21 protein-coding genes and 1 riboswitch are annotated in these 21,419 nt (G+C 40.6%); of the genes, 12 read left to right on the top strand and 9 right to left on the bottom strand.

Features of this window, described 5'->3' with window-relative positions:
- Window positions 1-6: 6 nt before the first annotated feature.
- Entirely contained in the window at window positions 7-636 is a 630-nt protein-coding gene (locus tag ACXAFV_RS14450) for a 5-bromo-4-chloroindolyl phosphate hydrolysis family protein (protein WP_475127465.1), read from the bottom strand.
- 466 nt (window positions 637-1,102) lie between these two features.
- Between ACXAFV_RS14450 and ACXAFV_RS14455 the strand changes: the two genes are divergently transcribed.
- Window positions 1,103-2,281: a D-alanyl-D-alanine carboxypeptidase family protein gene (locus ACXAFV_RS14455; protein ID WP_475127467.1), complete on the top strand. Its 1,179-nt coding sequence runs from the start codon at window positions 1,103-1,105 to the stop codon at window positions 2,279-2,281.
- 76 nt (window positions 2,282-2,357) lie between these two features.
- Here ACXAFV_RS14455 and ACXAFV_RS14460 read toward each other — a convergent pair whose 3' ends face one another.
- Window positions 2,358-2,810, bottom strand: a complete 453-nt coding sequence (locus ACXAFV_RS14460) for a cupredoxin domain-containing protein (RefSeq protein ID WP_475127469.1) — start codon at window positions 2,808-2,810, stop codon at window positions 2,358-2,360.
- 160 nt (window positions 2,811-2,970) lie between these two features.
- Between ACXAFV_RS14460 and ACXAFV_RS14465 the strand changes: the two genes are divergently transcribed.
- On the top strand, window positions 2,971-3,330 hold the full coding sequence (locus ACXAFV_RS14465) for a DUF1033 family protein (protein WP_475127471.1): 360 nt from the start codon (window positions 2,971-2,973) through the stop codon (window positions 3,328-3,330).
- Window positions 3,331-3,369: 39 nt separating this feature from the next.
- On the opposite strand, the gene ACXAFV_RS14470 is transcribed toward ACXAFV_RS14465, so the two are convergent.
- From ACXAFV_RS14470 to ACXAFV_RS14480, 3 genes are all read right to left on the bottom strand, one after another.
- Entirely contained in the window at window positions 3,370-4,524 is a 1,155-nt protein-coding gene (locus ACXAFV_RS14470; RefSeq protein ID WP_475127473.1) for a Ger(x)C family spore germination protein, read from the bottom strand.
- Window positions 4,524-5,636 carry a GerAB/ArcD/ProY family transporter gene (locus tag ACXAFV_RS14475; protein ID WP_475127475.1) on the bottom strand — a complete coding sequence of 371 codons (1,113 nt, stop codon included), beginning with the start codon at window positions 5,634-5,636 and terminating at the stop codon, window positions 4,524-4,526. Before ACXAFV_RS14475 ends, ACXAFV_RS14470 begins: the two co-directional genes overlap by 1 nt.
- Window positions 5,637-5,710: 74 nt before the next feature.
- On the bottom strand, window positions 5,711-7,225 hold the full coding sequence (locus tag ACXAFV_RS14480; protein ID WP_475127477.1) for a spore germination protein: 1,515 nt from the start codon (window positions 7,223-7,225) through the stop codon (window positions 5,711-5,713).
- 142 nt (window positions 7,226-7,367) lie between these two features.
- Between ACXAFV_RS14480 and ACXAFV_RS14485 the strand changes: the two genes are divergently transcribed.
- The 4 genes from ACXAFV_RS14485 (at window position 7,368) to recQ (ending at window position 10,613) form a co-directional block, all read left to right on the top strand.
- A complete protein-coding gene (locus ACXAFV_RS14485; RefSeq protein WP_475127478.1) occupies window positions 7,368-7,499 on the top strand; it encodes a YuzL family protein in 132 nt (43 codons plus the stop codon).
- 229 nt (window positions 7,500-7,728) lie between these two features.
- Entirely contained in the window at window positions 7,729-7,944 is a 216-nt protein-coding gene (locus tag ACXAFV_RS14490; RefSeq protein WP_475127480.1) for a cold-inducible protein YdjO-related protein, read from the top strand.
- A gap of 142 nt (window positions 7,945-8,086) precedes the next feature.
- Window positions 8,087-8,230: a hypothetical protein gene (locus ACXAFV_RS14495; protein WP_475127481.1), complete on the top strand. Its 144-nt coding sequence runs from the start codon at window positions 8,087-8,089 to the stop codon at window positions 8,228-8,230.
- 235 nt (window positions 8,231-8,465) lie between these two features.
- A complete protein-coding gene (recQ, locus tag ACXAFV_RS14500) occupies window positions 8,466-10,613 on the top strand; it encodes a DNA helicase RecQ (RefSeq protein ID WP_475127482.1) in 2,148 nt (715 codons plus the stop codon).
- 1,004 nt (window positions 10,614-11,617) lie between these two features.
- On the opposite strand, the gene ACXAFV_RS14505 is transcribed toward recQ, so the two are convergent.
- On the bottom strand, window positions 11,618-13,219 hold the full coding sequence (locus ACXAFV_RS14505; RefSeq protein WP_475127484.1) for an ABC-F family ATP-binding cassette domain-containing protein: 1,602 nt from the start codon (window positions 13,217-13,219) through the stop codon (window positions 11,618-11,620).
- Window positions 13,220-13,484: 265 nt separating this feature from the next.
- On the opposite strand from ACXAFV_RS14505, the gene ACXAFV_RS14510 reads away from it, so the two are divergent.
- Window positions 13,485-13,913: a DUF4395 domain-containing protein gene (locus tag ACXAFV_RS14510; RefSeq protein ID WP_475127485.1), complete on the top strand. Its 429-nt coding sequence runs from the start codon at window positions 13,485-13,487 to the stop codon at window positions 13,911-13,913.
- A 51-nt stretch (window positions 13,914-13,964) separates the two neighbouring features.
- On the opposite strand, the gene ACXAFV_RS14515 is transcribed toward ACXAFV_RS14510, so the two are convergent.
- The gene (locus tag ACXAFV_RS14515) at window positions 13,965-14,690 is read right to left on the bottom strand and encodes a ZIP family metal transporter (RefSeq protein ID WP_475127486.1); all 726 of its coding nucleotides are present in this window, start codon (window positions 14,688-14,690) and stop codon (window positions 13,965-13,967) included.
- A gap of 161 nt (window positions 14,691-14,851) precedes the next feature.
- Here ACXAFV_RS14515 and ACXAFV_RS14520 point away from each other — a divergent pair, with 161 nt between their 5' ends.
- The 3 genes from ACXAFV_RS14520 (at window position 14,852) to ACXAFV_RS14530 (ending at window position 17,847) form a co-directional block, all read left to right on the top strand.
- Complete coding sequence (locus tag ACXAFV_RS14520) at window positions 14,852-15,388, top strand: YhcN/YlaJ family sporulation lipoprotein (protein ID WP_475127488.1); 537 nt, start codon at window positions 14,852-14,854, stop codon at window positions 15,386-15,388.
- Window positions 15,389-15,552: 164 nt separating this feature from the next.
- Window positions 15,553-16,764 (top strand): MFS transporter, encoded by a 1,212-nt coding sequence (locus ACXAFV_RS14525; RefSeq protein WP_475127927.1) that lies wholly within the window; start codon window positions 15,553-15,555, stop codon window positions 16,762-16,764.
- 231 nt (window positions 16,765-16,995) lie between these two features.
- A complete protein-coding gene (locus ACXAFV_RS14530; RefSeq protein WP_475127929.1) occupies window positions 16,996-17,847 on the top strand; it encodes a CvfB family protein in 852 nt (283 codons plus the stop codon).
- Window positions 17,848-18,136: 289 nt separating this feature from the next.
- On the opposite strand, the gene ACXAFV_RS14535 is transcribed toward ACXAFV_RS14530, so the two are convergent.
- Together ACXAFV_RS14535 and msrA are read right to left on the bottom strand one after the other, a co-directional pair.
- Entirely contained in the window at window positions 18,137-18,283 is a 147-nt protein-coding gene (locus ACXAFV_RS14535; protein ID WP_475127489.1) for a hypothetical protein, read from the bottom strand.
- A gap of 59 nt (window positions 18,284-18,342) precedes the next feature.
- Entirely contained in the window at window positions 18,343-18,861 is a 519-nt protein-coding gene (gene msrA / locus ACXAFV_RS14540) for a peptide-methionine (S)-S-oxide reductase MsrA (protein WP_475127931.1), read from the bottom strand.
- A 185-nt stretch (window positions 18,862-19,046) separates the two neighbouring features.
- A riboswitch (cobalamin riboswitch) is annotated at window positions 19,047-19,244 on the top strand.
- Window positions 19,245-19,464: 220 nt separating this feature from the next.
- On the opposite strand from msrA, the gene ACXAFV_RS14545 reads away from it, so the two are divergent.
- Both ACXAFV_RS14545 and ACXAFV_RS14550 read left to right on the top strand, forming a co-directional pair.
- The gene (locus ACXAFV_RS14545) at window positions 19,465-20,403 is read left to right on the top strand and encodes a helical backbone metal receptor (protein WP_475127490.1); all 939 of its coding nucleotides are present in this window, start codon (window positions 19,465-19,467) and stop codon (window positions 20,401-20,403) included.
- Window positions 20,366-21,418, top strand: coding sequence for a FecCD family ABC transporter permease (locus ACXAFV_RS14550; RefSeq protein WP_475127491.1), 1,053 nt, complete (start codon window positions 20,366-20,368; stop codon window positions 21,416-21,418). Before ACXAFV_RS14545 ends, ACXAFV_RS14550 begins: the two co-directional genes overlap by 38 nt.
- Window position 21,419: the final 1 nt, after the last annotated feature.

Genomic DNA, 21,419 nt, shown 5'->3' on the forward strand with positions numbered 1-21,419 from the left:
CATCATCTATTTTAAATCTTTTTTATGCGAAAGGTGCTGGTTGGCAAAGTTCAATTCTATTTTTAAATTATCCATATCATTAGCCAATACCATTTCTAAATCCTTCTCTAATGAATCGATTAATTCATCCAATGTGGACCGGGTCTGCTGGAGGGATAAAAAAGCTTCTTGGCTTTTGCCTGGCTGGGCTGCCAGGAAAGTATATTTCTCCGTCAGCTCGACAACGGAATCCAGATGGTAGTAGAAGAAAGATTCAGCTGAGTAATAACGTTTGGGTTCTTTATTTACTAACTGAAAGATTCTTCTTGATAACCGGTTTATTTCAAGAATTTGTTTAAATGCACCTAATGAACGGACTTTTAATTGCTGTTTCTGAAGCCGTTTGATTTTTTCCTTCGCTTCTTTTAAATTCTTGCTTATATAGCGATATTCCTTTCTTGTTAGTCCTTTTTTATCCAGCCACAAGCTTTTTTGGATTCCTTTAACAAGCAGGAAGGTAAGTATACCTGTGACAATACTGAATAAAAAAGTCAGGGGAAATCCAATGTCCAAAGACAGTAAATAAACAATGAAACTGGCAGTGCCGATTGAAACGGCAAGTATACTTCTTATAATTAAATGCAAAAACGTATTCATTTCATCTACCCCTTAAAAGAATGCTTTCCTTTTATACGTTCAACTGTTCGAAAAAGTTTCAACGAAGTTATTCTAATTGTAACAGAATACAGGGCATGGTCATACTGGTCGGAAATTTTATATCAGTCCCATCTACTGTAAGGAATTGACTGCATTCTTTCAGTTTAATAACATTTCCGGAATTTGTGATTAAAGTTTCCTATTTTTTGATAAAATGTTTTAGTAAATAGAAAAGTGGAGGCGGGTCGCCCAGAGGCGACAAGCATAAGCCAGGGCAGCCATAAAGGCGTTTTTTGCCTTTCTGGATGGCATGGCTTATGTCTCGAGCCTCTAGCCGCAGTAGCTGGACAAATAGAAAAGCGGAGGCGGCTCGTTCAGCCCCGACAAGCATAAGATGAATGAGCCGGGAAGGCGCTTTTTGCTTTCTTGGACCATTGACATATTGACGAGACAGGTGTGTGGACAGATGAAAAAAACGATCACGCTGATGATTATTGTGCTCTTCTGGGTGTCTTCACCCATAGCATCAGCTCAGGAAAATACAGTAAAAAAGCCGGATACCCTTTTTAGTAAATCGGCTGTCTTAATAGATTCCGGGACAGGAAGTGTTCTTTATTCGAAGAATGCCCATAAAAGAATGAACCCGGCAAGTATTACAAAGATCGCTACAGCCATCTACGCACTTGAACATAGTACCCTGGATGAAACTGTTACAGTCAGTGAACGGGCTTCGAATACCGAAGGCTCTACCGTGTATTTGCTCACCGGAGAGAAGATTTCGATGCAGCAGTTACTACAGGGATTGATGATCAACTCGGGAAATGATGCTGCAGTAGCCATCGCGGAGCACACGGAAGGCTCCGTAGATGCTTATATGGAAAAATTGAATGAATTTCTAAAGGATGAGGTGGGTGTAAAGAATACTCACTTTGATAATCCTCACGGGCTCTATCACGAAGATCACTATACGACAGCATATGATATGGCTAAAATTACAAGCTATGCATTAAAAAACGATGCGTTTAAAGAGCTGTTTGATATCGACTCGATGGATTGGTCCTCTGAAGGATGGAAGACAACCTTATACAACCATCATAAAATGGTCAAGGGTGAATTGCCTTATCCCGAAGTGACGGGTGGTAAAAATGGGTTTGTGCCTGAAGCCAACCATACCCTTGTCACTTCAGCAGAAAATAATGGATTATCGATTGTAGCTGTGACGATGAATGCACAGAGTAAACGTGCTATATATGGAGACACGAAATCACTATTGGATTACGGATTGAATCAATTCACCCGCACATATGTATCCAAGGAAAGTAAATTTCAAACAACTATGGATTCGTACGAATTACAATCTGATTTTCATTATACAAAGCACCTCAACGAAACAGTAAATGAGGTGGTTGATAAAAATGGCATCCTGACGATTTATAACGAACAACATGAAAAAATAGCTTCCACGAAGCTTCAAGCGGCTCATACTTCCTCTGAAAAGCAGCAAGAAGTCCTGGCTTCGAGCAGTAATGGAACGGAAGAAAGTGAATGGACGGATTCTGCCGCATTTTACCCTGCCTTTCTTTATATGATCATCCTGGTGATGGCTGCGATTTCTATGCTGAGGAGAAGGGAACGCGGTCTCTAGTGCTCCATATGTGATAAATGGTCTGCACGCAGAACAAATAAACAGGCTGTCCCGTCGAGGACAGCCTGTTTTATCATCAGTCAACGATTATATATCCGATCATGGGTCCGTTATTTTCCATTGTTTTATGAGTTTCACATATCAAGCGGTACGTGCCTTCTTTAGTGAAAGTAACATTAACGATTGTTTCTTCCCCTTTCTTTACAGTGCCTTTTATATTTGTTCCTTCGATGTAAAATGGATGTTCTTTTCCATTCACACCATGTATTCGGAGCTGTACTTGTATATCCTTTTCGACTACAATGGTGCCCGGGTCCCAGCGATATGATTCAATTTCGTTTCCATCAGCGCCTTGAGTCTTGAACTCGCCCGTCACCAATTCAATGGTCTGTACATCAGACGAACCCCCTAATGAAACCGTAGGGTAAGAATGTTGGGTTTTATAAGCCCAAATGGATCCTATACTGATAATTAGAATGGTAAAGAAGATGGCAATAAGTGATGATTTTTTCAGTACTAAAAATTTCAAGATTTCTCCTCCTTATAATAATTAATCAGAAACCTTAATTTATTGTTATGCGGAGAAGAGGGGGAACTTGTCTAATTAATGAGAAGTGTATGATCAAATCCATTTCATTTTACGTTTTATTTATGTAAAATTTGATGGAGAGAGCAAGGAGGGTGGAGCATTGGAAAACACTTGGAAAGTGATCTTGACACGAAGTGATGCCGAACCATGGTGGTTTTTTGAAGATTGGACACGCGATATTGTGGAAGAGTGGAAGTTCGATAATAAAAGTGATGCCATAAGAAAATATCTGGATGAAAGTATAAGGTTAAGCAGGGATTTTCCTGAAATGAAGACGAAGAAGTACAATTCAATCGCATTTTGGGATGAAAACGAAGTAGAGTTCTGTGAAGCTTGCGACGATGATTTGCAAATATATCATGGTATCATTTTATTTGAAAATGATCATCTTATCGAGAATGATGATACTCTTGAAAAAATAAAGGAACAAATACAATCTTTAATGAACAAAAAAAATTGAGAAAAAAAGAATGTGGCAGCTGCCACATTCTTTTTTTCCTTAATCTGTTACTCCGGTTCTGATTAGCTTAAGTTGGACATTAACATCGAACTCGGCATCTTTATACATCTCCTCCCACTTCTTATCGGTGAGGGATGCATGCTTTCTTCCCGTTTTATATTCCATTCCAAAGCCTATTGGATCAGCATTGACTTCCTGCAGCATGTGGATGTTCTTCATGATCTTTTCTTCTATAAATTTACTTGCTTCCACTTCAATAAGTTTAAGGGTTTTCGGATCAGAAAGCTTCAATTTTTCTGTTATTTCATGAAGTCGTGCATCAAGGGTTAATTTTACTGTAAAAGTGGGTTTATCATGATGTTCAGCTTTAATATGGTGATCTGACTTTATACTGTCAAATACGATGTAAATCTTCTCTACATCATTACTTTCTTCCCTGTCCCCATTTCCCCCTTCGGAAAGGTGTGGTTTAAAAGGGGCAATGGGCAATGCGACTTCAAAACTACCGGCAGTATGATAGTTTTCAACTAACGCCCGAATATAAAACATATCTTCCTTTTCAATTTCCTTAACAAATTTATCCTTGTGGAATACGGCAAATCCGTCAATACCCAATTTGCCTTTAGAAGCAGAGAGTATAGGCAGTATGGGATCTTTTCCTATGCTTCCATAGTTTGTGATGAATTCCTGCAGGGTTGGGGCAATCATGAGCTCACTTTCCACATTCTGCTTCACAAGATTATATAAATAGGTGCCCTTATTTGAATGTTTTTCAATCATTTGATAGGTGAGTAAATCCTCTGCTGTAGTATCAGAAACTGCTAAGTACACCATATTCCCAATTGACGAATCCCTTTCCAGTGTATCAACGAGATGAGAGATGCCCTTACCTGCCAATTCTCTACCGTATATGGCGATCCTTAACTGTCCGGAAACAAGTTTATGGTCAGTATCAAAGTTTAGCGATATTCGGTTACCTTTAGAAGAATTTGCTTTACTTGTGAGTACTTTTTCAACATCCTGCATAGCAGGGTTGAATTGATAGAGTACAACCGTTGCTTTAAGTTCCTTATTTTCCGCTTCGTCGTATCCTACAGCCGTAATCAATCCTAATTTCTCTAAATATTTATATTCCACGCATCCCGTGATGAATGAAAGCGCCAATACGATCGAGAGGAGCAAATATCGTTTCATTATCCTTTTACTCCTTTCATTTTAGTGAATGACTGTTTTATTTTCACTAGAACTAATAAGAAACAGGGATAAATAAAAGACAAAATAAAAGCAGCTGTACCCACTTTGTCGGTAACTTTATTCATCGTCAATCGATCCTCAATCAGAAGACTTCCCGCAACGAGCAGAACGGCAAAACAATAGATCGTTTTTTTCTGGGAAAAATTAAATACACGTTTGACGCCCCTCGTGGCAGCCCAGAAAAATATGCAAATATTCGGCAGAATGATCAGCATCCAAAAAGAAACAGCGATAAATTCGAATCTTTCCAGATTAGGGATCCTTACAAGTTTAAACATGGAGAGAACAGGCCAGATCGTCTTCATTAATGATTCATGAGAAAAAAAACCTATACTTATCGCAGTTACCAGAGTCAAAAGAAAGGTACTGTACCATGTACCGATCAATGAATATTTCAACGCTTTCTTCTTTTCTTTAATGTATGGATAAATAAATAATAATAGTTCAAAACCAACCATTGAAAAGCTGACCTTATAAATCGCCTTCAAGTGCTCTTTCCAAGTAGAGACGAATACTGGTTGAAGGTGGTTAACGTCTAAATGTCTGATTGGTGTATAGATCATGACCACTAGCCAAAGAGTGAGAATTAAACTAATAAAGGTAACACCAACAACCACTCTGATACCGCCAAGAACCGCATAGCTGGCCAAAAAGACCAGAAAAGCCACTAAAAGCCAAGTCGGCATCTTCGGAAAAATCCATGCCTGCACCATCTCTGTATAATTCATCATGATTACATACGTAACGATCAAAAAATAGAGGATGTACACCACATTAAATAGTTTACTTATCCACTTCCCGAATACATCAAATTGAATGCCATATAGATCCGCACTTGAATAACATGCAAGTAATTTTGACATGATGAACAGAACGATGGAAACAAGTATCCCCGACAAAATGGTAGAAATCCAAGCATCCTGTTTTGATTCCATATAAACAATCCTCGGAATCCCTGCTATACCGACACCAATTTGAGCTGTATGAAGAACAAAAGCAACCAGATAAGCGTTGAATATCAAATTTTTCTTAGGCTCGAGATTTACTTTCATTCTCCTCATCCTTTTTGCAGACTTTGTTCACACAGAGATTATTGGCTTAATCAAAATAGAAGGAAAGATGAAGCTTATTCATCCACATCTTTTTTCTCCTTCATCTTTTTAGCAGGAATGCGAGTCGAATCTTCTGGGCGGTTTGATACCGGACGTTGTAATAAAAATTGATAAGGGAGGCGGAAAAGGCTATACTTCAAGTCAGTAAATCTGAATGGGTAAACTGGTGACAAAAATGGTCGTCCCAATGTGGTAACTTTCAATAAATGAATCAGAATGAAACAAAGACAGAACATGATGCCTACCCCGCCATAAAGCCCAGCCATTAAAATGATAGGAAAGCGAATCATTCGGACTGCCGCACCGATGGCATAGCTCGGTGCGGTAAAGGACCCAAGGGCGCTGATCGCAATGATGATAATCAGGATATTACTGGTGAATCCTGCGTCGACAGCAGCCTGTCCGATAACGATACCGCCAACGATACCCATGGTTTGACCAACCTTCGTAGGAAGTCTGGCTCCAGCTTCTCTCAAGAGCTCTATGACAAATTCAAAAAGAAGAGCTTCAAAAACTGGAGGGAACGGAACATTGGAACGTGATTGCCCCAGTGAAACCAATAGTGCGGAAGGGATCACCTCATAATGAAAAGTGAGCACGGCAACATACGCAGGCGTCAATAGAACAGAAAAGAATATGGCAATGAATCTTATTAACCGGAGAAAAGTCCCCATATTCCATCTCATGTAAATATCTTCAGTCGATTCAAAAAAATTCATAAAAGTAGAAGGACCGATAATGACAGTGGGACTTCGGTCCACGAGCAGACCGATTTTTCCGTGCAGCAATGAAATCGTTAGCCGATCAGGAAGTTCTGTTGTGATGAATTGAGGGAAGACAGTCAGGGAATTGTCTTCTATCATTTGCGATAGAACGGTTGAATCGATGATACTATCCACCTCAAGATCCATCATTCTTTGTCTGAATGTATTGACGTTTTCTTCATCTGCTATATCTCTGATATAGACCATCTGAACTTTCTTTTTAGAACGTGTACCGATCATTAACGTCTCTACACAAAGCTTGGGATCGTTTATGTTAGAACGGATGAGATTTAAGTTTTTAGATATCGATTCTGTGAAAGCAATTTTGGGACCGAAAACAAGCGATTCAGTTTCCGCCTTTTCTAATCCGCGGGTCGCTTTATCCTGTACATCTGCGAGAATCCCGTATGTATCATTTTCTCTGAACATATAAGCAGAACCATTAACTAATTGTTCTACTACTTCACTAATTTGGTTTGTCCTTGAAATGTTCGCTATGTTTATTTTATTTGCGATTGTTTCCGAGTCAATTTCATCCTTACATTCTTCAAGGGGACGAACGATGGAGGTGTTCAATGACTTAACATCGATCAAATCTTCGAAATAAATGATGATGATTTTCTGGTTGAGCGGCTTCAGTATACGGAAGATTAAATCATCACTGCTGCTCACATACGATTTTATCTCTTGTTTGAAGTTTTCTATATCGAAGCTATGAGCAGCGTTCGTTTCTAAGTTAGCAGCTGCTTTATTGCGTCTGAACACTTCTCATCACCCTATGTCTATATTTATTCTTAGAGTTCCCAGCTTTTATTTTCTTACTCATATCTAAGAGAGGATTCGGAAGAGAGATAGCGTACATATTTCACAAGGTGAATGGTAAAGATAAAAGTGGAGGTGATGATAGATGAGTAGAAAAAAAGAAGATCCATCGAAGGCGATGTTAGGCTCTTCCCAAGTAGAAGGACAAGGAACGACCAATCAAGAATTACCCGGTGGCACGAAAGCAGATTCTTCAAGATCTAAGAAGAAAAAGTAATCAGAGGCTAATCCATTTCCCTCAGTCTGATCGGTTCTTGCCGACAGGGCGACTGTGTATATAAATATGAAAGAAAGTATGGTATAATGGTATCAATCGCAGAAAAATTACCTACACAACACCCAGTTTCATTATATAACCACTCATAAAATCTGCTGAGCAACACTACCACAATCAGTTTTTTCGTGCCTGGCATGGAAATCCTGCTTACCTTAAAGGAGGACATTCAATGGCTTTTGGTCGTCGAAATCAAGTAGAAGAAGAAATAAAAACTGAGGAAACAGAAATTTGGGCTTGTTCTTCTGATGATTGCAAAGGATGGATGAGGGATAACTTCAAGAGCGAAGAAACTCCTAAATGCCCGCTTTGCAACGCTGATATGGAAAAATCAACAAAAGTACTGCAAGTAGTGGATAATCCCCATCCAACAATGAAATCGTCCTGATCCGTCTAAGAATCAATCATCTGATTGGTTCTTTTTTTTGAGTGAAATTCCCCCTTTGCCTCAAAATATTCTCATATCCTTAAACGCTTTTTTTATTCATGAATAGTATGTAATGTATGCAGGCAAAAAAGGAGGGAGCACGATGGCAAACAAAGTTAAAAAGGAAAAAGAAGTTTCAGCAGAGGCTGAAAAGAATGAACATACACTCTGGGACAACTTTTGGAAAATTTCAAAGCCGGAAGTAAGTGAAACAAAGAAAGAAGAAACTACCTTCAGATGGTTTTGATCAAATCCTCCAGGAACTGCACAGGGAATGAAATCACTGTGCAGTTTTTTCATTTTGTTTGTAATCTTGATTTCGTTACGAAGAACGTTTTTTGAATATAAATAAAAATTATCTTAAGCGTACCCAAGGTGGCCAAGTCTACTTATTGATGTTTTTATTTTTTCGTTTCCTATGTATTGGCACAGGATTTAAATTAGAATACAATGAAGAGAAGAAACGGCGGGGAGGTAATATTTTGATAAAAGAAGCTGAACACGTACTAAAGCAATATTTCGGTTACGAAAAATTTAGAAATGGACAGGCTGAGATTATCTCAAACATCTTATCAGGTCGGAATACTGCCGGCATCATGCCGACAGGCGGCGGGAAATCAATTTGTTACCAGGTTCCTGCATTGCTGCTTGATGGAATCACACTTGTCATCTCTCCTTTAATTTCACTCATGAAAGATCAGGTCGATTCATTGACCTTCCAAGGGATACCGGCAACTTATATAAATAGTACCCTGAGAGCGGGGGAAGTGGAACAAAGAATGGAAGAAGTATCTCATGGAGAATACAAACTGCTTTATGTAGCCCCTGAGCGGCTGGAATCTTCACACTTCATCGACTTCCTTAATTCAGTGAACATACCATTGGTCGCTGTTGATGAAGCACATTGTTTATCCCAATGGGGACACGATTTCAGACCTAGCTATTTAGGAATTTATCATGCAGTAAATCAGCTTTCCTCCAATCCGGTTATTTTAGCTTTGACTGCTACAGCTACCCCTCAAGTTCAAATCGATATCCTCAACCATTTACATATTCCTTCAGAAAACAAAGTATTGACTGGTTTTCAACGAAACAATTTATTTTTTAATGTTCTAAAAGGTGAGGACAGGAAACGATGGGTTGGCCAGTATGTACATAGGAACATACAGCAATCAGGGATCATTTATTGTGCAACCCGGAAAGAAGTAGAAAGTGTCCATGATTATTTAGTAAAAAAAGGATTGTCTGCCGGGAAATATCATGGAGGTCTTTCTGATTCCTTACGCCTCGAGCAGCAGGAGGCATTTTTGAACGATTCAATTATGGTGATGGTTGCAACCAATGCATTTGGAATGGGCATCAACAAATCAAATGTACGCTATGTTGTCCATTATCAAATTCCAAAGAACATGGAAGCTTACTACCAGGAAGCAGGAAGAGCGGGAAGGGACGGTGTTGAGAGTGAATGCATCTTACTTTTTTCCCCGCAGGATATTCAGACTCAACGCTATATCATAGAACAGAATGTGATGAGTCCAGAATTACATCGCAATGAACTTCAAAAGCTGAGGGACATGGTGGATTTTGTTCATACTGAGTCATGCCTCCAAAATTACATTCTTTCTTATTTCGGGGAAGAGGCCTATACAGAATGCGGCCACTGCAGCAATTGTCTCGACGACAGGGAGACGGAAGATGTAACCGTTAAAGCCCAAATGGTGCTCTCATGCATGATCCGTATGAATGAGCGATTTGGCACATCTCTTATAAGCGGTGTTCTGACTGGTTCTAAAGGGAAGAAAATAGTCGATTTTGGCTTTGATAAATTAACCACATATGGATTGTTAAAAGGGGAATCGCAGAAGGAAGTCGGACTATTCATTGATTACTTGATCGCAGAAGGAATCATTGCTGTAGAAGGTGGCAGCTTCCCGATCCTGAAGGTTTCCAGTAAAGGAAAAGAAGTTTTGCTTGGGGAGAGGGAGGTTTCAAGAAAGAAACAGGTAACTGCTGCTCCCGTATTATCAAATGACGATGATTTATTTCATACACTCCGGATGCTCAGGAAGTCCATCGCGGAGGAAGAGGGAGTACCGCCATTTGTTATCTTTTCAGATAAAACGCTGCATGATATGTGTTTGAAGCAGCCTTCCAATGATACTGAATTTCTGAATGTAAGCGGGGTCGGAGAGAGCAAGTTGGAACGGTACGGAGAACCTTTTATGAATGAAATACATTCATTTTTACAAGAGAACCAGGATTATTCCCGAAAGGTTGATCAAAAAGCCTCCTCCGGTTCTTCTTCCGCACGGCCGAGAGAAAAGACTGATGAACCCTCTCATATTCTGACTTTCCGGATGTTCAGAGAGAATAAAAACATAAAAGAAATAGCTGGTGCACGTGAAATGAGTACTGCTACGATAGAGAATCATATAATACGTTCCTACGAGGAAGGGATGACCGATGATTGGACGATCTTCTTCAATGATAATGAAGAATCCTTGATCGAAGAGGCCGTTAAAAAGGTCGGGGAGAAACCATTGAAGCCAATCAAAGAGGAACTCCCCGATAACATCACTTATTTTCAAATCAAAGGGTACTTAGCCAAAAAGAGAATAGGGAATGAATAAGGCTTTTCCAGAACCTTTATGATATTATTCTTAAGGGTGGGACATAAGTGTGTTAGTCTAAGTAAAACCCGAACTAATTTGAAGTAGGCAAATTAGTTCGGGTTTTAAGTGTTGTTTAAACATACAATTACATTTTAGCTTTTTTTAGCGGTTGATTGGAGTGCAAGACTAAGACTCCTGTGGGAAGCTTATCAGAAAAGCGGAAGGGCTTAGTTCAGAGGCGGGGGGGCATGAGTCGAATCGGTCACGAAGGCGTTCTTTGCCTTCATGGTCGGTTTGGCTTATGACCTGTGCCTCTAAGCCCTGTAGCTAGACATGTGAGACCCCACAGGAGCGCAGCTCCGAGGTGGCTCACGGGCTACCCGCGAAAAAGCGAAGTCTTGCACGGAAATCAATAGCGGTATTAAGAGTCTATACTGTAATTGTTCGTCCATATGGGGCGGTTTTTTGATTTTGTCCCAGCCTCATTTGATGTTGTACGTTTTTGCTATGAAAGAGAGAGATAATCATGGGATCGTGGCATAACACAGGGATTTTTGTGGTAATATTCACGAAAATAGTTTCGTTCTCCATGTGGAGGACTTAAATCAAAGGGTGCCTTTTGTTGAAAACAAGGTTTATGATCCGTTTTCGCAATTTATGATCCATTTCAGGAAAATACGATCCATTTACAGGATATATGATCCATTTCAGGGAAATACGATCCATTTTAAAAATTTATGATCTTTTTGTCGAAAAATCTTTAAGTAGAGCCCCCCTTAAAACCTAAAATCAACAGACCATTTCCCATACTAAAGGACGGCACTATCATCACGAATTCATGCCCTCTCCTCAGACAGGATTTTACCGGTTAATAAACGCTATCTATGCCGCCCATCCAAATATCCACAAAAAAAAACGCACTGGAGATTTCAGGATGAAATCTCCAGTGCGTCTATTTTACCATTCGAACTTAACATTGCCATTCGGTATGAACCATTCAATCTGACTGGTGTTCGAACTCTTTAAGCTTTTTGGGATGCTTTCATTTCAAGGAATTCATCATAAGTAGTCTGCTTATCAATGATTCCTCCATCCGTGATTTCAATGATGCGGTTTGCGATCGTTTCGATGAACTGATGGTCATGGGATGCGAAGATCATGGCTCCCTTAAACGCGATCAATCCATTGTTCAATGCAGTGATGGACTCTAGATCCAAGTGGTTGGTAGGCTCATCCAATAAAAGGACGTTAGAACCGCTCAACATCATCTTGGATAACATGCAGCGGACTTTTTCCCCACCTGAAAGAACACTAGGTTTCTTTAAGACTTCTTCACCGGAGAACAACATACGTCCCAAGAATCCGCGAAGGAACGTCTCACTTTCATCCTCTGGCGAATATTGGCGCAGCCAGTCTACCAGTGAAGGCTCCGAACCTTCAAAGTACTCAGAGTTATCTTTAGGGAAATAAGCTTGAGATGTAGTGACACCCCATTTATAAGAACCGCTGTCCGGCTCCATCTCACCAGCCAGGATTTTGAACAGAGTGGTTTTCGCAATTTCATCTGCTCCGACAAGGGCGATCTTATCTTCCTTGTTCATGATGAAGCTGACGTTGTCTAAAACCTTGACTCCGTCGATCGTTTTCGTCAGGCCTTCGACTCTTAGTACGTCGTTCCCGATTTCCCGTTCAGGCTTGAACTGAACATAAGGATAGCGGCGGGAACTCGGCTTGATATCATCCAAAGAAATTTTATCCAAGAGCTTTTTACGGGAAGTCGCCTGCTTCGATTTGGAAGCATTGGCAGAGAACCTTGCGACGAAGGCTTGAAGTTCTTTGATTTTTTCTTCTTTCTTTTTATTCTGATCCTGAGCCATTTTAAGTGCCAGTTGACTGGACTCATACCAGAAATCATAGTTTCCGACATAGATTTGGATCTTCCCGAAATCAAGGTCGGCGATATGCGTACATACTTTGTTAAGGAAGTGACGGTCATGTGATACGACGATGACCGTATTCTCAAAATTGATCAGGAATTCTTCCAGCCATTGAATCGCCTGGATATCCAAGTGGTTGGTAGGCTCATCCAGCAGCAGGACATCCGGTTTCCCGAACAGGGCCTGAGCAAGAAGGACTTTTACTTTTTCTCCACCTGTAAGCTCGGACATTTGTTTAGAATGAACGTCCTCACCAATCCCAAGACCTTTCAATAGAATGGCAGCTTCGGATTCCGCTTCCCAACCATTTAACTCAGCGAATTCACCTTCTAATTCAGCGGCTCTCATGCCGTCTTCATCAGAGAAATCTTCTTTCATGTAAATGGCATCTTTTTCCTGCATTACTTCGTATAAACGGGTATGTCCCATGATAACGACTTTCAACACTTCATATTCTTCATACTCAAAGTGATCCTGCTTCAAAACAGCAAGGCGTTCACCTGGAGACATGGAAACATTCCCGGTTTGTGCTTCGATATCACCTGAAAGGATTTTCAGGAAAGTCGATTTACCTGCACCGTTCGCACCAATCAGTCCGTAACAGTTCCCAGGAGTAAATTTTATATTCACGTCTTCGAATAACTTGCGGTCACCGAAACGTAAGCTTACATCTGATACTTGAATCATTCATACTACCTCCCAATACTCAATCTAAGAGATTATAACACGTGAAAGGGTGAAAAAGATAGCGTTTAGAAGAATCCAAGTAGTAATGAATTCATTAAGAAGTAAAGTTGTTTACCTTTTCTCCTGGTGGCCAAGGTGAACTGTTTATTCCTGAAGCCACTCCAAAAAAATTGGGCAGCTATGTTCAGATTTTTACTTTGATTTAACCTACCCAATGAAGTAAACTATAATTACACAAATTCCAATCAGAAAGGTATGAATTAAAATGAGTGCTCAACATTCCATACCGAAACCTTTAGTAGACTTAAATCAATGGTTCATTGTAAGTTTTGTCATTCTATCCTGGATACTTCAGCTTCAATGGCTCTTATGGATTCCATTTTTAGCTGTTCTCTCAGGAGCGGTCTTTAAATATAATCCCGTTATGAAAATAGGAAGGTTGTTCTTGAGGAAAGATGCCAATGCTTATCGTCCTGAAGATGCAGGTCAGCAGAGATTCAATGCAGTAATCGCAGCCTTTTGCCTGGGATCTGCCCTGGTCAGTGGATTGCTTCATTGGACAATGGGATTTTATCTTTTCTCTGGAATGGTATTCCTTGCTGCATCTATCGCTCTGGCGGGCTTCTGCATCGGATGTTTCATACGTTATCAATGGCATCGGCTGCACTATAAACAGAAAATCATTAAAGAATGAACCAATCAAACAAGGACTCACCTCATCTTACCCGAGGTGAGTCCTTGTTCGTTATAGATTTGTAAAAATATATGAGAGGATGATCCCTGCTGCGGAAATGAATCCAATCAGCGGCCCCCCATCTTCAAATGCTTCTGGAAGCATGGTAGAAGAAACCATGGCTAACAACCCTCCGGCACCAAAAGCTCCGATAATGTACTCTGTACTTTCAGGAGCATTCTGTAAAAAAGTATACCCTAAAAGGGAACTTAGGGAAGAGACCACTCCAACACTGCCCCAGAGAATCAAAATCTTTTTAATGCTGTATTGATCAAGCTTCAATCCGATACTGCTTGATAATGCTTCTGGAAAATTACTGATAAATATAGCTACAATAAAAACCCATTGTATGGATTGACTTTCGAGGAAACTCACGCCGATGATAATGGATTCTGGTATGGCATCCATAAGGGTCCCTATGTATATGGCTAACCCAGAATGATTATGAGGATTCTTCTTTGAGCGTTTCCGCTGGCTTCCCCCTTTTTGGGAGATCCAACATTCAAACGTTGTAAACATGGCTGCACCTAATAAAAACATGGAGGTAATATGAATAATTTTTGCATTGCCCGCGGCTTCGCTAAGCAAATCAAAGGTTGCAGAACCAATGATAAGTCCTGTTCCGAATGCCATGATAAAGGCAGTGATTCTCTTTGGTATCTTAAAGAAAATGCCGATCAAGGCTCCTAAAAATAAAGATAAACTTGCAACTCCTCCCCAAAGTGCTGCCTGAAACATCTCACTGCCTCCTTTATGTTATTAGTATAGAAATGCCTCTACTTTACATACAGCCAAATCATTTCCTTATGACGTTCTTCAACCAAAATGCCGCTTTTGAATATTTACTCCCAAAATGGGAGATAGTAAAATCGATGATTTAATCATAAGGAGGAAACAACATGAAAAAGTATCTAATCGTTACTTTACTCGGAGCAATGGTTTCATTGGCGGCAGCCGGATGCGGAATGAACAATGATAATATGAATGAGCAAGGCATGAATACGAAGTATGATAACGGTGCGCTGGAAAGGGTAGGGTATGACAGGGATCGAACAGGAGATTATATGAACGTAAATGATACCGGAACCCGTGATTCAGTGAGAGAAAATTATTCATTATCAAAAGAAGCTGCAAATAATGTTGCAGATTTAAAAGAAGTGAAAAGAGCTTACGTGATGAGCACTGAAAGAAATGCTTATGTTGCAGCAGTTTTGGAAAACGGAGAAAATGAAGTTAGTCAAAAACTTGAAGATAAAATTGCAAATCAGATCAGAAATGTAGATGCAGGAATTGAAAATGTCTATGTATCAACCAACCCTGATTTTTTTGATCGTATGAGAGGGTATGCAGACAGAGCGGAAAACGGAGAACCGATTGAAGGGATTGGCGACGAATTCGTGAATGTTTTGGAGCGGGTATTTCCAGATAGGGAATAATAAAATATTGCATGATAAAAAGCCGCTGAGTATAGACTCGGCGGCTTTTTATCATGTTCATTATTGGTTGTTTTTAGAGAAAGTCTACAAAAATAGAATAAATTTCATTATACTATTTAGCATACCGAAATAAATAAGGGGGAGATCATTTGGCTCAGGCCGCAATGAAACGAGTACATAAGCAGCAAAATGCTACAATTTACGGAATCCTATTTGCCATCAGTTCAGGACATTTCATCAATGATACGTTACAGTCAGTGGTTCCTGCCATGTTTCCGATCATCGAGAGATCTCTTCATTTAAGTTACATACAAATTGGGTGGATTGCGTTTGCGTTGAACATGACATCATCATTATTGCAGCCTGTATTTGGTTATTATGCAGATATGAAATCCCGACCATACTTATTACCGCTGGGGATGCTTTCTAGTTTGATCGGCCTCATAGGATTTGCACTATCAGGCCACTTTTTATGGATCATTCTGTCTGTTTTGTTTATCGGCTTTGGCTCAGCCATTTTTCATCCAGAAGGTTCCAGAGTCGCATATATGGCAGCAGGACAGAGGAGGGGACTCGCTCAGTCGATCTATCAGGTCGGGGGGAATACGGGACAATCACTCGCTCCTTTGATTACCGCATTCATCTTTGTTCCATTCGGCCAAAAGGGGGCACTTTGGTTTTCCATTGCTGCGGTCATGGGGATTCTACTATTATTTAAGGTATCCAACTGGTATTCGAGGCAGATTCAAACTCAGGAAACAACACATGTCCGGAAGAATAAAGGTGTGAAATCTTCGCCAATCCATCGAAAGATTAAGTGGACTATGGTATTAGTTGTGTTTTTGGTATTCGCCCGGTCTTGGTATGGAGCCGGTTTATCGAATTATTATCAATTTTATTTAATTGAAGACTACGGGTTATCCATCAAGGAAGCGCAGGCTTATATTTTTACATTCATGTTTGCAGGTGTGCTGGGCACCTTCTTAGGCGGTCCGTTGGCAGACAGATTTGGTAAACGGAATATCATCTTCTTTTCAATGTTGGGGGCTGCACCTCTAACTTTGGCACTACCTTATTTGTCGTTAGCAATCGTATTCCCGGTTATTTTCTGCATCGGTTTCATTATTTCATCGAGCTTCAGCGTCATTGTCGTGTATGCACAAGAATTACTGCCTAAAAAGATCGGAATGGTCTCAGGTCTGACAGTAGGACTTGCATTCGGTATGGGCGCAGTGGGGGCTGTTCTTTTCGGTGGACTTGCAGATCTATATTCCATTCGGTTTGTCATGATCCTATGCAGTTTTCTCCCTTTACTTGGAATGCTCACATTTTTACTTCCAACGGACGAAGCAGTAAGGAAATACAATCATAATTAAATAATCTTGGGGGACCCTGGGTTTAAGCTATGGGTCCCTGCATACAACCCGCAAATGAATATTTTGGAATCCACAAATTTATTATTTTCAAAATACATTTACTACTTCCTGCAGAAAATAAGCACTATACATATAGAAGAAAAAAAGATATATTAATTCAATATACACGATGTGTAATGAGCGGATGAATGCTATTACCATTTGAATTGGAGGAATTTGATCATGTCTTCATTGAAACCGGGAACAGTAGAAGAATTATATGTCGACCATGAAGTGCAGTACGGCTTCTTTTTAACAAATGAACATGAAGATCGCGTACTGCTGCATCATTCAGAAATAACAGATGATATTCAAGAGGGGGATACAGTCAAAGTATTTCTCTATCACGATAAGGATGTCAGGCTGACAGCAACCATGCGTATTCCAAAGATACAGGCAGGAGCTTATGGATGGGCTGAAGTAGTAGATAAGCGCGAAGATTTAGGTGTGTTTGTCAATATCGGACTTCCTAAAGATATTCTTGTATCTGCAGATGATCTTCCAAAGTTCCTTTCCTTATGGCCGGAGCCGGGCGACCAATTGTTCATGTCATTAAATCGGGACAAGCAGGACCGTTTATACGGAAAGCTTGCAACGGAAAATATCATTGAGCAAGTGTCGAGAAGAGCATCCAAGGAAATGCTGAATGCGAAGGTCCAAGGCAGGGTTTACCGTCTTTTGAAAGTAGGTACCTTCTTTTTATCCGAACAGGGATACCGTTGTTTTGTACATGAGAATGAACGGAAGCAAGAGCCGAGACTGGGAGAGTTGGTTGAAGGAAGAGTCATCGATGTAAAGGATGATGGAAACCTGAACGTCTCATTCCTCCCGCTCAAACAAGATAAGATGCATGATGATGCAGGTGTGATACTGGCGTACCTTCATCAACGGAATGGCGCGATTCCGTTCTGGGACAAGAGTCAGCCGGATGAAATAAAGGAACGCTTCAATATGAGCAAGGCTTCCTTTAAACGTGCGGTCGGGAAACTGATGAAAGAAAACAAAGTATATCAAGAAGAAGGCTGGACGTATTTGAAGAAGTAGAAAGTAAAAAGGAGCGCGGAATTATTCGCCTCCTTTTTTTGATTGTATAAATGATTTCCTATAAAAAAGATTGGGCTTTAGTAAATGATTCGGTTGGGGGGACATAGGAAGGTTTGAGTTAAAAGCGGAGGCTTGCTAAGGCTGAATGACAGCACATGGGATATGAAAAAATGTAACAGAACCGAGAAAATCTAGCGATTGATGGCTTTTCTTGGTGGAGGATTTCCCCGGTTCCTTCTTCTTAACTTATACAAAAGTTATCATACTATTCGTTTTGGGCTCGACCTATTTACTCTCTGTCTTTTTTTTCCTCACCTTGCTCTGCATTTTTGTAATTCACTTTGTCTTCATCAGGGTAGGGATCGAAAAAATTGACTGCCTTTCCTGGCCCTTCGAATCCGATTACTTGTTCCTTGTCTTGATTTTGTTTTTTCATCAAAAAACCCCCTTTCTTCACATCTAGTTTGTGAGAAAGGGGAGACTTTCATGCGCAGGCTATGACTCCCAGTGATTACTGATGAATTCATCCCTGCCGGATACTTTGCGGTCAGCTTTATACTCTTCAGGATTTTTTTTATAAAACTTTTGGTGATAATCTTCAGCAGGGTAGAAAGGTGCTGCAGGCAGGATCTTTGTCACGATCGGCTTTGTGAATCGTCCGCTGTCTGTAATTCTTTGTTTGGATTCTTCTGCCGCACATCTTTGTTCATCATTATGATAAAAGATGGCGGTGCGATACTGATCCCCGCGGTCATGAAATTGCCCGCCGTCATCAGTTGGGTCGATTTGGGGCCAGTATAGGTCCAATAGATCCCGATATGGGAATACGGAAGGGTCAAATGTGATTTGAACCACTTCATAATGTCCGGTTTGTCCTTCTTTTATTTCTTTATATGTGGGATTTTCAACGTGTCCGCCTGAATAACCAGACACTACATCAATGATTCCGGGTAATTCATCAAAAGGTTTTACCATGCACCAGAAACAGCCACCGGCAAAAGTAGCACGTTCGATTTCTTTCTTCATTCCAAACAAACCTCCTGCAACTATTTGCTGCTGTAATGTAGTAAAGATATTTTAGATTGAACAAATTTTATCACTTTCACATCGTGTTTGACAATCAAAAAAACTGTGACACTAATACAAAAAAATATTTACCGGACATAAAAGCTCCTGTATAATTCATGTGAACGGAAAATTACATAGTTGAATGATCGGGTGAAGCGGAGTATGTTTTCATATTCCAGCGCTTCTTAAAAGGGAAGTTGGTGCAACTCCAACGCGGTCCCGCCACTGTAAATGGGAGCAAGCTGCAATGAACCACTGTACATATGTACGGGAAGGTGCAGCAAGCAATGACCATGAGCCAGGAGACCTGCCTGACATCTTTGACACTGGTACTACGCGGATAGGAAGGTGTAACATGCATGCATGGCATTTACATAATGGTCCTAATTGCATATTACACAGCATCGCCTTTTCGGGGATGTTTTTTTATTTGTCTCTAAGTAGGGTTTGATCGATGCATGTTCAACTCCTCAAACATTCAGGTAAGGGAAAGAGCGCAGCGATCATTCTGAAAGCGGTTTAAATGATGAGGGAAGAAGGAGAGAAACAATGAAAAAAATCAGTAGTTTGATAATTATTTTAATGCTGTCTGTATTATTGGCTGCTTGTGGAAATGAGCCTGAGAATCAAAAGGCAGGGGAAGGTACTGAAGAGAAATCTGTTGACCAGTCCATTCAAGTGAAAGATGCTTTAGGTGATGAAATCACGTTGGAATCCAAACCCGAACGAATCATTTCGTTAATTCCCAGTAATACGGAAATACTATTTGAACTGGGTCTTGGTGAAAATGTCGTGGGAGTGACAGATTTCGATAACTATCCCGAAGAAGCTGCTGCAAAAGAGAAAATTGGAGGAATGGAATTCAATGTTGAGAAAATCATCAGCCTCAATCCAGAGCTTGTGCTTGCACATGAGTCTACGGCAGTGAGTGCGAAAGAAGGATTAAATCAATTACGTGACTCAGGAATCAACGTATTCGTGGTCAGGGATACACAGAAAATAAATGAAGTATACACAATCATAGAGAATATTGGTAAGCTGACCGGAACGACAAAGGAAGCGGAAAAGCTTGTATCTTCTATGAAAAAAGATCTTCAAGAACTTAAATCAAAAGCAGAAGAAGTTGAGCAGCAGAAGAAGGTGTACGTGGAAGTGGCTCCTGCACCGGACATTTACTCAACAGGAAACAATACCTTTATTAATGAGATGCTTGAATTGATTAATGCAGAAAATGCTTTGAAAGATCAGGAAGGATGGATCGCCGTCAATCAAGAGGAGGTCATCGCAGCGAATCCTGATGTCATTATTACCACATACGGTGATAACGAACAGGTCATGACCCGGGATGGCTGGCAGGGTATCAATGCAGTGAACAATGAACATGTTTATGATGTAAATCCTGATCTAGTGACCCGTACTGGTCCTAGATTGGTAGAAGGAGTAGAGGAAATTGCCAAGTCTGTTTATCCGGAGATATTTACAGAATAGAATATGGATCATTTATCTGCTGGCATTGAGTATTCTTATCCTATCTTTATTGATCGGGATATCGATAGGAACTGTAAAGGTTCCCATCATTGATATCCTTAAGATCATCAGTGCCGAAATGTTTGGGAACGGCTCAGCGGGGGCTGTCGACCCCATGCATTCAAACATTGTATTTTCCATTCGTTTACCCCGTGTTTTATTGGCTTTACTAGTTGGGAGCTCCTTAGCGATAGCGGGAGCTTCCTTTCAAGGTTTATTAAGAAACCCTCTTGCCGACCCGTATACTCTGGGGATGTCCTCTGGAGCATCGGTCGGTGCAGTTGTCACTCTGTTTTTCAATATAAGTCTGCCGTTTTTAGGCCTGTTCACACTGCCAGTCATCAGTATCTTTGGTTCATTGCTTACCGTATTCCTTGTGTTGACGTTTGCAAGGAAGGTCGACCGCACGATGAAAGTGGAAACGATCATACTGACAGGGATCATTTTCAGCTCGTTTCTAGGATCCGTCATCTCTCTTATGATCGCTCTTTCTGGTGAGGAGTTAAGGCAGATTATCGGCTGGCTGCTAGGCAGTGTATCCATGAGGGGCTGGGATTATATTTTTATTGTATTTCCTTTTTTTGTTGCCGGGACGCTCCTTCTTATGTTTAATGCCAAGGAATTGAACGGCATGAGCTTCGGGGAAGAGCAGGCCCGCCATATAGGAATCTCCGTTCAGAAGAGAAAATATATGGTTCTGATTGCAGGAAGCACATTGACCGGGGCGGCGGTTGCAGTATCAGGTACCATCGGTTTTGTAGGGCTGGTGATCCCTCACTTTATCAGAAGGATCATTGGATATGACCATCAGCATGTACTACCGCTTTCGGTTATTACAGGCGGGGCGTTTCTAGTTATTGCTGACTTGATTTCGCGTACAGTGATTAGTCCGTCTGAATTGCCAATCGGAGTGATCACAGCATTGATCGGAGCTCCGATTTTTGCCTATATACTGCTTAAGAAAAGGGGGGAGTAAC

This window comes from Rossellomorea sp. ABR4_012 (genome assembly GCF_056159545.1).

Coding starts and splice junctions, on each gene's coding strand:
- ACXAFV_RS14535 (WP_475127489.1), bottom strand. CDS start 18,283: ATGAAAAAACAAAATCAAGACAAGGAACAAGTAATCGGATTCGAAGGG.
- ACXAFV_RS14545 (WP_475127490.1), top strand. CDS start 19,465: ATGAAAAAAATCAGTAGTTTGATAATTATTTTAATGCTGTCTGTATTA.
- ACXAFV_RS14520 (WP_475127488.1), top strand. CDS start 14,852: ATGAAAAAGTATCTAATCGTTACTTTACTCGGAGCAATGGTTTCATTG.
- ACXAFV_RS14470 (WP_475127473.1), bottom strand. CDS start 4,524: ATGAAACGATATTTGCTCCTCTCGATCGTATTGGCGCTTTCATTCATC.
- ACXAFV_RS14475 (WP_475127475.1), bottom strand. CDS start 5,636: ATGAAAGTAAATCTCGAGCCTAAGAAAAATTTGATATTCAACGCTTAT.
- ACXAFV_RS14505 (WP_475127484.1), bottom strand. CDS start 13,219: ATGATTCAAGTATCAGATGTAAGCTTACGTTTCGGTGACCGCAAGTTA.
- ACXAFV_RS14485 (WP_475127478.1), top strand. CDS start 7,368: ATGAGTAGAAAAAAAGAAGATCCATCGAAGGCGATGTTAGGCTCTTCC.
- ACXAFV_RS14455 (WP_475127467.1), top strand. CDS start 1,103: ATGAAAAAAACGATCACGCTGATGATTATTGTGCTCTTCTGGGTGTCT.
- ACXAFV_RS14525 (WP_475127927.1), top strand. CDS start 15,553: ATGAAACGAGTACATAAGCAGCAAAATGCTACAATTTACGGAATCCTA.
- ACXAFV_RS14490 (WP_475127480.1), top strand. CDS start 7,729: ATGGCTTTTGGTCGTCGAAATCAAGTAGAAGAAGAAATAAAAACTGAG.
- ACXAFV_RS14450 (WP_475127465.1), bottom strand. CDS start 636: ATGAATACGTTTTTGCATTTAATTATAAGAAGTATACTTGCCGTTTCA.
- ACXAFV_RS14515 (WP_475127486.1), bottom strand. CDS start 14,690: ATGTTTCAGGCAGCACTTTGGGGAGGAGTTGCAAGTTTATCTTTATTT.
- ACXAFV_RS14495 (WP_475127481.1), top strand. CDS start 8,087: ATGGCAAACAAAGTTAAAAAGGAAAAAGAAGTTTCAGCAGAGGCTGAA.
- ACXAFV_RS14510 (WP_475127485.1), top strand. CDS start 13,485: ATGAGTGCTCAACATTCCATACCGAAACCTTTAGTAGACTTAAATCAA.